The organism is Rugosimonospora acidiphila (assembly GCF_039543385.1).
Lineage (GTDB): Bacteria > Actinomycetota > Actinomycetes > Mycobacteriales > Micromonosporaceae > Rugosimonospora > Rugosimonospora acidiphila.
In genome coordinates this window covers 16,028-29,653 of sequence record NZ_BAABJQ010000029.1, presented here as the reverse complement: position 1 = coordinate 29,653, position 13,626 = coordinate 16,028, and the positions used below count along the sequence as shown (strand labels likewise).

At 74.0% G+C, this 13,626-nt stretch carries 9 protein-coding genes; 5 read left to right on the top strand and 4 right to left on the bottom strand.

The genetic code is table 11. From position 1 onward, the window contains the following. Positions 1-73: 73 nt before the first annotated feature. Complete coding sequence (locus ABEA87_RS33980) at positions 74-1,552, bottom strand: IniB N-terminal domain-containing protein (protein ID WP_345636687.1); 1,479 nt, start codon at positions 1,550-1,552, stop codon at positions 74-76. Positions 1,553-1,747: 195 nt separating this feature from the next. On the opposite strand from ABEA87_RS33980, the gene ABEA87_RS33975 reads away from it, so the two are divergent. The 4 genes from ABEA87_RS33975 (at position 1,748) to ABEA87_RS33960 (ending at position 9,364) form a co-directional block, all read left to right on the top strand. Further along, the gene (locus ABEA87_RS33975) at positions 1,748-3,313 is read left to right on the top strand and encodes an Hsp70 family protein (protein WP_345636685.1); all 1,566 of its coding nucleotides are present in this window, start codon (positions 1,748-1,750) and stop codon (positions 3,311-3,313) included. Positions 3,314-3,455: 142 nt separating this feature from the next. Beyond that, positions 3,456-6,170 carry a LuxR C-terminal-related transcriptional regulator gene (locus ABEA87_RS33970; RefSeq protein ID WP_345636683.1) on the top strand — a complete coding sequence of 905 codons (2,715 nt, stop codon included), beginning with the start codon at positions 3,456-3,458 and terminating at the stop codon, positions 6,168-6,170. 455 nt (positions 6,171-6,625) lie between these two features. Beyond that, positions 6,626-7,282, top strand: coding sequence for a DUF6230 family protein (locus ABEA87_RS33965; RefSeq protein WP_425571007.1), 657 nt, complete (start codon positions 6,626-6,628; stop codon positions 7,280-7,282). A gap of 72 nt (positions 7,283-7,354) precedes the next feature. Next, complete coding sequence (locus ABEA87_RS33960; RefSeq protein ID WP_345636681.1) at positions 7,355-9,364, top strand: DUF6114 domain-containing protein; 2,010 nt, start codon at positions 7,355-7,357, stop codon at positions 9,362-9,364. Positions 9,365-9,427: 63 nt separating this feature from the next. Here the strand turns inward: ABEA87_RS33960 and ABEA87_RS33955 are convergent, their stop codons facing one another. The 3 genes from ABEA87_RS33955 to ABEA87_RS33945 all read right to left on the bottom strand — a co-directional run bounded on the left by ABEA87_RS33955 (position 9,428) and on the right by ABEA87_RS33945 (position 12,402). Beyond that, on the bottom strand, positions 9,428-11,107 hold the full coding sequence (locus tag ABEA87_RS33955; RefSeq protein WP_345636679.1) for a DUF885 domain-containing protein: 1,680 nt from the start codon (positions 11,105-11,107) through the stop codon (positions 9,428-9,430). Positions 11,108-11,206: 99 nt separating this feature from the next. Further along, positions 11,207-12,268 carry a PHP domain-containing protein gene (locus tag ABEA87_RS33950; RefSeq protein WP_345636677.1) on the bottom strand — a complete coding sequence of 354 codons (1,062 nt, stop codon included), beginning with the start codon at positions 12,266-12,268 and terminating at the stop codon, positions 11,207-11,209. Continuing rightward, complete coding sequence (locus tag ABEA87_RS33945; RefSeq protein ID WP_345636675.1) at positions 12,265-12,402, bottom strand: hypothetical protein; 138 nt, start codon at positions 12,400-12,402, stop codon at positions 12,265-12,267. The genes ABEA87_RS33950 and ABEA87_RS33945 overlap by 4 nt, the downstream gene beginning before the upstream one ends. A 194-nt stretch (positions 12,403-12,596) precedes the next feature. Between ABEA87_RS33945 and mtnA the strand changes: the two genes are divergently transcribed. Continuing rightward, positions 12,597-13,613 (top strand): S-methyl-5-thioribose-1-phosphate isomerase, encoded by a 1,017-nt coding sequence (mtnA, locus tag ABEA87_RS33940; RefSeq protein WP_345636672.1) that lies wholly within the window; start codon positions 12,597-12,599, stop codon positions 13,611-13,613. The last annotated feature ends 13 nt before the right edge of the window (positions 13,614-13,626 follow it).

The following is a 13,626-nucleotide window of genomic DNA, read 5'->3' as shown; positions in this document are numbered from 1 at the left end:
GCTCGCACACCTATGTGACGGGCTGCTCCCGGGGGAAACACCCGTACCTTCATCGCCGCGCGGGCGGATCTCGCTACAGCAGCGGGATGCCGAGCAGGTGGTCGCCGTTGCCGTCGGTCGCGTCCGGCGACTGCGTGACCTGACCCACCAGGTCGCCCACCCCGTTGGGCTGCAGCGCGCCGAGGGCGTGCGTCGTGGCCTGCGTCGAGTCGTGGGTGACGCTGCCGTCGCCGGACAGCAGGCCGCCGGCGAGGCCGCCGCTGGTCACGCCGCTCAGGTCGAGCCCGTGGCCGGACACGTCGCCGGTCAGGCCGGTGGAGCTGAGCGCGTGGCCGTCCAACGCCTGGTTGACGGTGCCGGTCACGCCCTGGGTGACGCCGCCGAGGGTGCCGGTCAGCGCGCCGGTCGGGTCGTGGCTCAGGCCGTCCGTGCTGTGGGTCAGCGCGCCGGTGGTGCCGCTCACCGTGCCGGTGACGCCGCTCAGGGTGCCGCCGAGGGCGCCGGTCGTGGCGCTCAGGGTGCCGGTGGTGTCGCTCAGGGTGCCGCCGAGCAGGCCGCCGGAGTCCTGGCCCACCAGGCCGGTCGCCTCGTTGAGGGTTCCGCCGAGCAGGCCGGTCGGGTCGTGCGCCAGCGCGCCGGCCGGGTCGCCGAGCATCCCGGTCACGCCGCCCAGGGTTCCGGTGACGCCGCCCAGGGTTCCGGTCACGCCGTCGAGCGCGGCAGCGGGGTCGCCCACGGCGCCGGTCACGCCACCGAGGGCGCCGGTCACGCCGTCCAGTGTCGCGGCTGGGTCGTGCCCCAGCATGCCGGTGACGCCCCCCAGCATCCCGGTGACGCCGCCGAGGGATCCGGTGACGCCGTCGAGCGCCGCGGTCGGGCCGCCGAGCATGCCGGTGACGCCGCCCAGGGTTCCGGTCACCGCGCCGAACGCGGCACCCGGGTCCGACAGCAGGCCGGTCACCTCGTTCAGCGCGTTCGCCGGGTCACCCAGCATGCCGGCGGCGCCGCCGAGGGTGCCGGTGACGCCGTCGAGGGTGGCGGCCGGGTCGCCCAGCATGCCGGTCGCCGCCGACGTGACGCCCGACAGCGCGCTGAGCGGGTCGATCCCGCCCAGGTGGCCGGCGACGTCCGACGAGGTCGAGAAGCTCAGCGTGCCGGCCAGACCCGAGGCGATGCTGCCGCCCAGCGACGCGGCGCCGGCAAGGCCGTCCACGCCGCCCACGAGCGAGCCGGACGCGGCGACGCTCAGGTCGTTGGCCGCCTGGGCCGGCAACTGCGACGCGAGCAGCTGAATCTGCTGGATCGCGGCGGACGGGTCCGCGCTCAGCGCGTCGCCGGTCAGGCCGGTGAGCGTGCCCTCCAGCGCGGCCACGCTCTGTGCTGGGGCGTAGTCCACGACCAGCGGGATGGCCTCCTGGACATCCTGCACGTTGACGTCGCTCAGCCCGGCGTCGTTCAGCGCACCCTCGGGATCGACCTGGAAGGCCATCAGGGCATCCGGGTTGCTGAGCAGGTTGAGCACGAAGTCGTGCAGCGTTTGTGGTGAATCCATGAAGGGACTCCTCGATATCGGGACGGAGGGGCAGGCGACCGGGACCGCTGGCCCGGCGCCGGTCCCCGAAGCTACGGAGGGTGAGCAGGGCGCGCATCGGGGATGGCTCCCGAACGGCGTGCGCGTCGATGGGGGGTTGAGGGAGGATCAACCGTTAGGGGGACACGGGGGTGGCCCGTGTGGTGGAATCTCGGGATGCCGTACGTCCTCGGGATCGATCTCGGCGGCTGGCACACCGCCGCCGTGGTATCCCGGCTGGTCGGCGGGGTCGCGGGTGCCGCCGGCTGGGGCGCCGTCGAGGCGGTACCGCTCGGCTCCGGCACCACCACCGTCCCCTCCGTGCTGTACGTCTTTCCGGACGGTTCCGTGCGAGCCGGCGAGCCGGCCCCGGCCGGCGAGGGCAGGGCGGTGCTCGGGTTCGGCCGCCGGGTCGGTGACGAGGTGCCACTGTTCGTCGGCGGCGAGCCGTACACCGGGCAGGCGCTGCTGGCGGCGTTGGCCATGTGGGTGGTGGATCGCGTCGAGGAGCGCGAGGGCGGCCCGGCCGACCAGATAGTGGTCAGCCACCCCGGAGGCTGGGGCCCGTACCGGGTCGACCTGCTGCACCGGGCGCTGTGGCGGTGCGGGCTGGACGGCGTCACGCTGGTACCCGCGTCGATCGCGGCCGCCGAGGCGTACGCCGCCGAGGAGCCCGTCGGCACCGGGGTCGTTCTGGCCGTACACGACTTCGACGGCGGCGAGTCGGCGGTGGTGCGCCGGACCGACCTGGGCACCTTCGAGCTGCTGGGCTGCGCGGGCGGCGCGGTGGACAGCGACGTAGACGGGTACCCGGGTGGCATCGAGCCGCTGCTGGACGACGCGCTGTTCGGGTACGTGGGCGAGCGGCTGCGGCTCGGCGTCGACCGGCTGGACCCGATGGACCCCCTGGTACGGGAGGGAATCGTCCGGCTGCGCGAGGAGTGCGCCGCCGCACGGCACCGGCTGGCCACCGCCGCCGAGGCGACCATCGCGGTCGAGCTGCCATCGGTGGCGACCCGGGTGGTGGTCACCCGCGGCGGGTTCGAGGAGCTGGTACGGCCGCTGCTGTTCGCGGCCCTGGACACGGTGCGCGCCACGGTCCGCTCCTGCGGCCTGGCGCCGGGGGAGGTGGAAGCGGTGGTGCTCGCCGGCGGCGCGGCGCGCACCCCGCTGGTGACCAGCCTGCTGACCGCCTCGCTGCCGGTACGCGTGGATCTCGGCGCCGAGCCGGAGCTGCGCATCGCTCGGGGTGCCGCGCTGGCCGCGCGGCGTATCGCGGACGGGCCGGTGAGCCTGCCGTCGCCGGGTACCGGGGAGATCGTGCGGTACGACGGCCCCGGCCGCCGCCCGAGCCCGGTCCGCCACCGTCCCGGTCCTGAGCACCGCCCCAGTCCCGAGCACCGGCCCGGCCCCGAGTACCGCCCGAGCCGCGAGTACCGCCCGAGGCCGGGCCGCCGTCCGAGCCCCGGATCCGGCGGCGGCCACGCGGTCGACCGCTTCCGCGGGCCGGACACCGATGGGCGTGGCCTCGACCCGCATGACGCCGGCGAAGGCTACCCGGGCACCGACTACGCCCGCGATGGCTATGTCACTGACGACTATGTCCGTGACGACTACGTGACTGACGAGTATGCCCGCGGCGACGGTGGCGAGCCGCCGCCCCGCCCGCCGGTGCGCCTCACCCCGATCGACCTGCCCAAGCGGGGCATCCGGCACCGGCTGCGCCGGGACGCGGACGACTGACTCATCGCTCGCCGTACCGCCCCGGGGGCGGTACGCAATGATGGTCATCGCCGTGTTTCCACCCAAATTTCTGTAACGCCGGCCGGCCCGCCGCCGACAAGAGAGGTGACCACGCGCCGCCGACCGCAGGGCGAGGACATCGTTGAGTACCCAGATCGCTACCCAACGCCGGTATGTGCCCGATCATCAGACCGCCGAGCTGCTAGCCACGATCTCCGCCGACCCGTTCGCCCCGATGGTTGTCGGCATCGAGGCGCCGGGCGGGTACGGCAAGACGGCAACGCTCGACGAGATGGTCGAGGTCTACCGGCAGGCCGGCGTCGAGGTGATCGGCGCCGCCGAGGCGTTGGGCGGTGCCGGGGAGGCACTGGGTCCGGTCGGCGGCGCGAGGTTCCTGGTCGAAGACGCGGTCGTGGCCGAAGGCGCGGTCGTGGTCGGCGGCGCGGGGGTCGTGGCCGGAAGCGCGGTGGTCGTCGTCGACGACGCGCACCAGTTGCCCGAGGCGCAGCTCGTCCGGCTGTGCCGGCTCGCCGAGTCGCCGCGGGCGCGGCTCGTGGTCGCCTACCGGCCGTGGCCACGGCCCGCAGCGCTCCGCCGGCTGGTCGAGACGCTGCGCCTGCGCCGCCCGGCCCTGCTGCTCGCGCCGCTGACCACCGAGCAGCTCGCCGAGTTGCTCGCCGAGCGGCCGGAGGTCGGCCGAGGCGGTCCGGACCGGTTGGCGCTGGCGGAGTCCCTGCGCGCGCAGACCGGCGGGGTCGCGCGGTACACGCAGTGGGCCGCCTCCTCGGCCGACGGTTCCTGGCTGGTGGGCGGTGACCTGCCCGGCCCGGTACTGCTGCGGTTCCGGCACGACTTCGCCCGGCTCGACGCGGACCGCCAGCTCTACCTGCTCGCCGCCGAGGCGGGCGCGGCGCTCCACCTCGACCTGCTCGGCGCGCTGCTCGGGCGCGGGGTGGACGAGGTCACGGAGGTGGCCGAGGCGGTACGGGCGACCGGCCTGCTGCGCCACGACGGGGTACTGGTCCCGGTGGTCCGCCGCGCGATCGCCGTGCTGTTTCCGGTCGACCGGCGGGTGGCCGTCCGGCGCCGGCTGGCCGAACTTCAACTGGAGCGGGGCGCCCCGGTGCTGGGCCTGGCCCGGTCCCTGCTCGGCACCGGCGTCTCCGGGCCCGGGGTGGCCAGTGTGTTCGAGGCCGCCGCCGAGGAGGCGCTGCCGGACGAGCCGGCCCTGTCGGCCGCCCTGTTCGCCGCCGGGGCGAGCGCCGGCCGCCCGGTCCGCGCGCTGGCCGCCCGCTGGTCGCACGCCGCGGCTCTGGCCGGAGACCTGGGTACGGCGCTGCGCATGGCGGACGAGGTGATCGCCGGGCCGCGCCGCCCGGAACAGGCGGACTGCGCCCTGGTCGCGGCTGCCGCACTGGCCCACCGCGGCCAGTTGGCGCGCAGTGCCGAGCTGTACCGGTGGTCGGGCGGCGGCCCGTCGGCGGCCTTCGCGACCGTGGGGCAGATCGGCACCGGGCAGCTCGCCGGCCTCCCCCGCAACTTCGACGTCGAGGCGCCCGACGCGCCGCCGACCCTGCTATCCGGGGCGGCGGCGCTGATGGCCCGGGGCGTACACGAGTCGGTCGGCGGTTCACCGACCGCCGCGCTCTCCAGCCTGGTCCGCGCCTCGGATCTGCTCGAGCCGGCCGGTCCCGGCGTACTGCTGCCGGACAGCCCGGCGGCGCTCGCGGCGCTGGTCGGGCTGCACTGCGCGGAGCTGACCACGGCCTGGTCGGTGCTGGACCGGGCCGTCGGCGCCCGCCTCGGCGGAACCGTGATGGCGGCCCGGCACCGGCTGCTGCGGGCCTGGATCCTGCTGGTACGCGGGGAGACGGCCGCCGCCCGGCGGTGCCTGCCCGCCGATCGCGACAAGCTGCACCCACGAGACAGCCTCTTCGCGCTCGCACTCGACGTCGGGCTGGCCCGGCGGGACAGCGACCTGCCGGCGCTGCGCCAGGCGTGGGCCGCGGCCGGGGAGGCCGTGCTGCGTCACCCGGTGGACCTGTTCACCCTGCTGCCGCTCGGCGAGCTGATGGTCGCCGCCGCCCGGCTCGACGACCGCGCCGGGACCGCCGCGCAGTTCGAGGACGCCCGCGCGCTGCTGGCCCGGCTGGGTGACCCTCCGCTGTGGTCCCTGCCGCTGCACTGGAGCGCCCTGCACGCCGCGATCATCAGCAACCGGCCCGAGCTGGCGGAGGAGCACGCCTCCGCGCTCGCGGCGGGTGCGGGACACAGCCGGTACGCGGCGGCCGTCGCGATCGCCGGGCAGACCTGGCTGGCGGTACTGGCCGGCCGGGTCGACCCGCTCCAGGTGTCCGCCGCGGCCCGCGGGCTGCACGGCCTCGGGCTGCGTTGGGACGCGTCGCGGCTCGCGGGTCAGGCCGCGATCCGCACCTCGGACCGCACGGACATGGTCGCCCTGCTCGACTGCGCCCGCCTGTTGCAGGGGCGGCCGGCCGGCCAGCGAGGCACCGGTCGGGCGCCGGCGCCGGACGCGATCGAGGGCACGAACCTCAGCGAGCGCGAGCGCCAGGTCGCGGACCTGGTACTCGCCGGCATGACGTACCGGCAGATCGGCGACCAGCTGTACATCTCGCCCAAGACGGTCGAGCATCACGTGGCCCGGATGCGCCAGCGGCTGGGCTGCGCCAGCCGGAGCGAGTTGCTGGCGACCCTGCGCACGATCCGCCAGCCGGCCCGGTCGGAGGCGCCGGAGGGCGCGGGCGGACTCGATGTCCCCGCGCCGCGCGACCCGGCGATCCCGGGCTCGCCGGCCGGGCGCCCCGGGGCCGCAGACGAGGCCCCCGCCCCGCACTGAGCGCACTGCCCGTGCTGGACGCGTCCCTCGTGCAGGGCGCGCTGCCCATGCTGGACGCGGTTTCTCGGCCGTGGCGTGGCTTCGGCACCCGGGCGAAGAGCAGATGGCCAGTCCGTTACGAAAACGTGACGATGGTGTCGAGCATCACATCTGGTAGCCATCGCCGGGCGCGGGAGCCGGTCCAAAATCGGTGGAATCGGGCGGCACGCACCGCACGAGCTTCGGCCGTTATGACAGACCGTGGCCATCGATGGGAGCGGCTGTTACTCGCGGGTAGCAGTGGCCTTGAAATCGTCTTCGCGATGGCGGGAACATCACCGGACGCACCCGTCGAAGCCGTCGACGCCACGCGTACCCCGAGATTTCCTCAGTCCCCGCATCTTGTCGCCCGACGCCAAGCGCCGGAAAGGCCACCGGACGTCGCCGGGATCGACCCTGCCCACGAGGAGGACCTTGTGAAGGATGCGCAAGGCAATCTGGTGCAAGGCCGCACCAGATGGCGGCGGTTCGCCGCAGTGATGGTGCCCGCGGTGGCCGCCGCGAGCCTTCTGGTCGTTGGCATCGCCAACGGCGCGATTCCGGCGTCGTTCGCCGTTTCCGGCTCGGAATTCAAGGTAAGCGCGGACGAGTTGGACGGTACGGGCTTCGTGCAGTACGGCGGCTTCGTCTCTCAGGCCGGCGGGAGGATCCTGCCCAACGGCCTGCCCGACCCCACCGACTCGAAGAACCACGCGGTCGCGGTCTCGGGCATCCACGAGGCCTCGCTGACCAAGCTGTGCCAGTCGGTGGTGGTACCGGGCACCGGCATCAGCCTGGTCATCCACGCCGGGGGCAACGGAACCGCGGCCACGGCGGAGAACCTGTTGATCGACCTGACCCAGCTCAACGGTGACGCGTCGTTCGGCAACATCACCATCGGCCAGGACGCGTCCACCTTGGACGAGGGCCAGCCAGGGGCCAAGGGCCTGCCGGGCTTCTTCGGCCAGCAGGCGGACACCGTGAAGATCACGCACCTCACTCAGATCGCCTGGTCCACCAGCGCCGGCACCTTCAACCTCAACGGGCTCGACCTGCACGTGAGCCTGAACAAGGAAGAGTGCTTCCCTTCATAACCGGCGGCATCAGGCCCGCGGAACTGGTTTCCGCGGGCCTGTCCGTGGGTTGACCAGAGGCAGGAGGAGCACGTGACAACCGCGGACCCATCGCGCGGCTGGGGCGCCGCGTTCGCCCGAGGCTGGCGTGGCTTCAACCGGTGGCGCCATAGCCGGCCGTTCTGGGGTGGGCTGCTCACCGTCGTGGCCGGCGTTGTCTACTTCTACAGCGGCCACCTCTCGCTGGGCAACATCAGGATCTCCTTCTCGCAGCAGGAATTCCTCGGCTGGATGATCCCGCTGATCCTGCTGCTGTGCGGCCTGCTCATGCTGTTCACCCCGAACCAGCGCATCTTCTACGGGGTGCTCGCCTCGGCCGTATCGGTGGGCGGACTGATCGGCCTGAACCTGGGCGGCTTCCTGGTCGGCATGGTGGTGGGCATCGTCGGCGGCGCGCTGGGCGCGGCGTGGGCGCCGGAGCCCACGCCGCCCGTGCCGACCACCATTTTCTTTAGCGCGCAACCGGAGCCCGGCCCCGGCACCACGGTTGATGGCCAGGCGGTTGACGGCGGCGCGGCTGACGGTAAGGCCCAGCGGTTCGAGGCGGTCGGGCCCGATACCGTCGAGTTCGAGGCGGCCGGATCCGGCGCCGCCGAGGATGCCGGCCACGTCGAGTGGTGGCGGCCGAGCGGACCGCTGGCCGACACGCTGCCGACCTCGACGGTGTCGCCACTGGCCGGTCCGGCGCCGGACCCCGACGCTTCGCGTCCGTCCACCCCGCCGCGGTACCCGCGTCCGGCCGCCGCGCCGCAGGGGGCTCCGTGGCCGGGCACCGAGTTCGACGGCGGCGATGAGCCACCTCCGGAGCCGGGTGCCGGGCCGCCGCCCCGGCGCGGCCCGCGCGGGTTGGCGGTGATCCTGGTGATGCTGACCGTGGCCGCGGTGGGTGCGGCCACGCTGCGCCAGTCGCCGGCCGGTGCGGCGGCGCCGACCTGCGCGGAGGTGTACGCCTCGCTGCTGGCGAGCGCCACCGCCAGCCCCGGTACCGGATCTGCCGACGCGGACAGTCCGACGAGCAAGGCCGCGGCGGCCGGCCGGACCGCGACGCGCGGCAAGACAACAACGAGCGGCAAGACAACAACGAGCGGCAAGACAACAACGAGCGGCAAGACCGGGACGGGCGGCGCCACGTCCGGCAGCACGGGTGCCGGCAAGCCGTCCGGCGGCGGCGGAACGCCGACTCCGGCCCGGACCACCCCGGCCCCCGGGCGGTCCGCTCCCGCCGCCCCGCCCAGCGCCGTACCGTCGCCGAGCGCCACCGACGACGACCCCGGCCTGCTCGGTGGCATCCTCGGCGGCCTGGGCAAGCTGTTGGGCATCGGCGGCGCCCCGTCACCCGGGTCCTCGTCGGCCCCGTCCGCGTCGCCTACGCCGGTAATGGGTTCGACGGCGGGGCCCCGGCCCACCGGTACCGGACGGGTGAGCAGCCCGTCGACGCCCGGCGCCCCGTCCCCTACCGCCCCGGATCCGGCGCCGTCGACCACCGGCACGCCCGGCGCGGGCAGCGGTGCGAGCAGCGGTGCGAGCGCTGCCCCGTCGTCCTCAGCCGGCACCACGTCTCCGGAGACCGACTGCCCCATCGGAACCCCGGGGCCCCTGATCTCCCCGGAGTTCGACGCGGTCGTGGCGAAGGACGCCGCGCTGCAGATCACCGCCTTGCTGACCGAGGAACTGGTCACCTATCAGGGCATCACCGAGCTGCCGACCGCCGACGGGGGCCCGAGGGTCCGGGCGCTCGAATTCACCATGAGCAGTTCCTCGTCGACCCCGTTCGAGATGCGGGTGCCGGTGCTCTCCGGCGCTCGTACGCTGTCCTACAAGAGCACCAAGCTGACCGTCTCCGGGCACGTGACGTTCTACACGACCAGGATCGACGGAAACCTGCTCGGGGTGTTGCCGGTGCACTGGACCCCGGACTCGCCGCCGCCACTGCCTCCGATCGCGGTGCCGGCGGTGTTCTTCACCAATGCGACGCTCGATCTGGTGCTGGTGCACGCCGACAAGCTGACCGCGCCGGCGTTGGACATCTCCTACCTGTCCTGACGCTTGGTTCCCCAGACGCTGACGCCCCCGGTGGCCGCCGGGGACGTCAGCGTTACCGGGGTGTCAGATCCGGGCGAGCGCGTCCTTGAGCGGGTCCAGCCCCAGCGAACCCAGGTTGAGCGCGGCGCGGTGGAACTCCTTGAGGTCGAAGTCCTTGCCCTTGCGCGCCTTGGCGTCGGCCCGCGCGGTCAACCAGAACCGCTCACCCACCTTGTACGACGGGGCCTGACCCGGCCAGCCGAGGTACCGGTTGAGTTCGAAGCGCAGGTTTTCTTCGGGCACCCGGCAGTGCGCCCGCAGGAACTCCCAGCCCAACTCGGGCGTCCACCGCTCGCCCGGGTGGAAGCCGAACGGGTTGTCGGCCGGGATCTCCAGTTCGAGGTGCATGCCGATGTCCACGATCACCCGCGAGGCGCGGAACGCCTGGCTGTCGAGCATGCCGAGCCGGTCACCGGCGTCCTGCAGGTACCCGATCTCGTCCATCAGGCTCTCCGCGTACAGCGCCCAGCCCTCGCCGTGCCCGGAGCACCAGGACAGCAGGCGCTGCCAGCGGTTGAGCAGCTCGGCGCGGACCGCCGACTGGCCGACCTGGAGGTGGTGGCCCGGCGCGCCCTCGTGGTAGACCGTGGTCACCTCGCGCCAGGTGGAGAAGGCGCTGATGCCCTGCGGCACCGCCCACCACATCCGGCCCGGCCGGCTGAAGTCCTCGCTCGGACCGGTGTAGTAAATAGCGCCGTCCGAGGTGGGCGCGAGGCAGCATTCGATCCGCCGCACCTGCTCGGGGATGTCGAAATGGGTGCCGTGCAGGTCGGTGATGGCCTGGTCGGCCAGGCCCTGCATCCAGTCGCGGAACGCCTCCTTGCCCTTGATCGTGCGGGCCGGGTCGGCGTCGAGCGCCGCGACCGCCTCGTCGACCGAGCCGCCGGGCGTGATCTTGTCGGCCACGACGCGCATCTCGGATTCGAGCCGGGCCAGTTCGGCGAAGCCCCAGGCGTAGGTCTCGTCGAGATCGATCCGGGCGCCGAGGAAGTACTGGGATGCCAGCTGGTAGCGCTCGCGCCCGGCGGCCTGGTTCTCCCGGCCGAGCGGGGCCAGTTCGCCCCGCAGGAAGCTCTCGAACTCGGCCACCGCGGTCCGGGCGGCCTGCCCGCCGCGCTCCAGATCCTCGCGCAGCCCGGCGGGCAGGTCGCCGGCCTGCTCGGTGCGGCGCACCAGCCCCGGGAAGAAGTCGTCGCCCTTCGGATCGATCCAGGTCGCACACTGCTTCGCGACCTCGATGATCTGCTGGCGGGCGGCGACCTTGCCCGAGCGCGCCGACTCGATCAGGCTGCGCCGGTACCCGGCGAGCGCGTCGGGCACGCCCGCGAGCCTGGCGGCCACGTTGGTGGCGGCCTCCTCGCCGGCCAGCGGCATCAGGTCGAAGACCGAGCGGACGCTGTGCAGGCCGCTGCTCACCACGCTGATCTCGCTGGCCGTTTCGCCCGCGTCGTACCGGGCCAGGGCCAGGGTCAGGCGCTCGCGCATGGCCTCCTTGGCCACCCGTTCCCGTTCGTCGGCCGGCTGTAGGGGAGATAGCTCGGCGAGCGTGCGCCGGTCCAGGTCCGCGAGCGCGGCGAGGCCGTCGGGCGAGAGGTCGGTCAGTTTGTCGTCACAGCCACGAACGCCGACGAAAGTCGCGCCGAGGGGATCGAGAGGCACCCAATCCTCGACATATCGGTTGGCTAGCTCATCAATTGTTCCCACCCGCCGAATCTACGCGACCGGCGCCGGGCCGCCGGCCCTTCCGCAGAGGTCGCGGGAGTCGGCAAGGGGCGTCCGCGGAACGGGCGGGTGCCCGAGCCGTCACCCGTGGCCGGCGGCCCAGCCCAGGACCCGCTCGGCGGACCAGGTGTTGACGATGCTGGCCACCGGTACCGCACACCGTGCGGCCCGTTCGCAGCCGTACCCGAGCCAGTCGAGCTGCCCCGGGGCGTGCGCGTCGGTGTCGATGGCGAACTGGCAGCCGGCCTCGACGGCCAGGCGCAGCAGCCGCTTGGGCGGGTCCAGCCGGTCCGGCCGGCAGTTGATCTCAACCGCCTTGCCGTGCTCCGCGCAGGCCGCGAAGACCGCCCCGGCGTCGAACGTGCTCTCCGGTCGTGGCTTGCCCTCGCGGTGCGCCCGGTCCCCGCCGGCCCGAACGGTGAGGCGCCGCCCGGTGCAGTGCCCCAGAATGTCCAGGTGTGGATTGGCGATGGCGGTCACCATCCGCTTGGTCATCGCCGCGCTCTCCGCGCGGAGTCCACTGTGGACGGATCCGACCACCACGTCGAGCTGTGCCAGCAGTTCGGGCTCCTGATCCAGCGATCCGTCCTCGAGAATGTCCACCTCGATGCCGGTGAGCAGGCGGAAGCCGTCGGGCAACCCGGCGTTGATGCCGGCCACCATGGCCAGCTGCTCGCGCAGCCGATCCGGGGAGAGCCCCCGGGCGACGGTCAGCCGGGGCGAATGATCCGTGATGACCAGGTACTCGTGGCCCAGCCGCACCGCGGCCAGGGCCATCTCCTCGATCGGCGACCCGCCGTCCGACCAGTCGGAATGGCTGTGGCAGTCGCCGCGCAGGGTCCGGCGCAGGGTGTCGGCCACCTCATCGAGGTCCACCGCGGACGTCGCGACCAGCCGGCGCAGGTACACCGGCTCCTCGCCGGCCACCGACTCAGCCACGCAGCGCGCGGTCACCTCGCCGACGCCCGGCACGGTGGTCAGGCTGCCGTCGGCCACCCGCTGGTCAATCTCCTCGGCCGACAGCCGACCAATCGCGGCCGCCGCCGAGCGGAAGGCGCGTACCCGGTAGGTCGCCTCACCCGCGCTTTCCAGCCGGAAGGCGATCTCGCGCAGGTCGGCGACGGGGTCGCGGGCCGGACTCATGGGCGCGGCCGGCCCAGCGCGTGCCGCGACCGCCCGGCCAGGAGAAGCCCGGCCTGCGACGACCGTCCGGCCGGCAGCGGCCCGGCGGGGGTGCCGGAGCCGGGCTTCCGGATGGTGCCCTCCCTCGTCCGCATGCCGTCGAATCTACGCGGACCCGGCCGCCGGCGCGCCGGTTGCGACCCGCCGCGCCCCCGCGTCGGGCCGGCCGGGCGCCGAGCCCAACCCGAACCCGGGCCCACCCGAACCCGAGCCCACCCGAACCCGAGCCCACCCGGTGCCCGACGGCGTGGGGCCTGTTGCCCGGCGTCGCGCCGCGTAGCGTGAGGTGATGCGGACCATTGACTGGGCGGGTGGGGCCGTCGAGATCATTGACCAGACCGCGCTCCCCGAGGAGCTGCGCGTACTCCGGCTGTCCACTGTGGAGGAAATGGTCGAGGCGATCCGCCGGCTCGCGGTGCGCGGGGCGCCCGCTCTCGGCGTGGCTGGCGCCCTCGGTGTCGCGCTGGCGGCCAGGCAGCACTCCGGCGATCCCGACCGGCGTGCCGCGGCGGTCGAGACGGTGCGGACCGCCCGCCCAACGGCGGTAAACCTGGCGCGGGGGGCCGACCGCGCGGCCGGACGGCTGCCCGACGGGCCGGAGGCCGTGCTCGCCGAGGCGCTGCGGTTGAGGGACGAAGAGATCGAGAGTTCCGCCGCGCAGGCGCGGCTCGGCGCCGACCTGGTCGTATCGCTGTGCGGCGGGCGGCCGGTGCGGGTGCTGACGCACTGCAATACCGGCGCGCTCGCCGCGGTGACCGGCGGTACCGCCCTGTCGGTGGTCGCCGAGCTGCACCGGCGGGGCGCTCTCGACGAGGTCATCGCCAGCGAGACCCGGCCGCTGCTGCAGGGCGCCCGGCTCACCGCCTGGGAGCTGGACGGGCTGGGCATCCCGTTCCGGGTGGCGGTGGACGGGGCCGGCGCGTTCCTGATGAGTCGCGGCGAGGTCGACGTGGTTCTCGTGGGTGCCGACCGGATCTGCGCGAACGGCGATGTCGTCAACAAGGTGGGCACGTTGGCCCACGCGCTCGGTGCCCGCCACGCCGGCATCCCGTTCCTGGTCGTCGCGCCGGAGACGACTCTCGACCCGACGACACCGAACGGCGGCGCGGTAGAGATCGAGGACCGGGGTGACGACGAGGTACTGACGTTCCGGGGCAGCCGCACGGCGCCGCCGGGATCGCGTGCGGTGAACCCCGCGTTCGACGTGACCGCGGCGGAGCTGGTGACGGCGATCGTCACCGATCGGCGGGTGATCACCGGGGCGCCCGTGACCGGTCAGGGCGCGGGAATCGCCGCGCGGGGCTGAGCCGCGGGGGGTG

Coding starts and splice junctions, on each gene's coding strand:
- ABEA87_RS33980 (WP_345636687.1), bottom strand. CDS start 1,552: ATGGATTCACCACAAACGCTGCACGACTTCGTGCTCAACCTGCTCAGC.
- ABEA87_RS33975 (WP_345636685.1), top strand. CDS start 1,748: ATGCCGTACGTCCTCGGGATCGATCTCGGCGGCTGGCACACCGCCGCC.
- ABEA87_RS33950 (WP_345636677.1), bottom strand. CDS start 12,268: ATGAGTCCGGCCCGCGACCCCGTCGCCGACCTGCGCGAGATCGCCTTC.
- ABEA87_RS33945 (WP_345636675.1), bottom strand. CDS start 12,402: ATGCGGACGAGGGAGGGCACCATCCGGAAGCCCGGCTCCGGCACCCCC.
- mtnA (WP_345636672.1), top strand. CDS start 12,597: ATGCGGACCATTGACTGGGCGGGTGGGGCCGTCGAGATCATTGACCAG.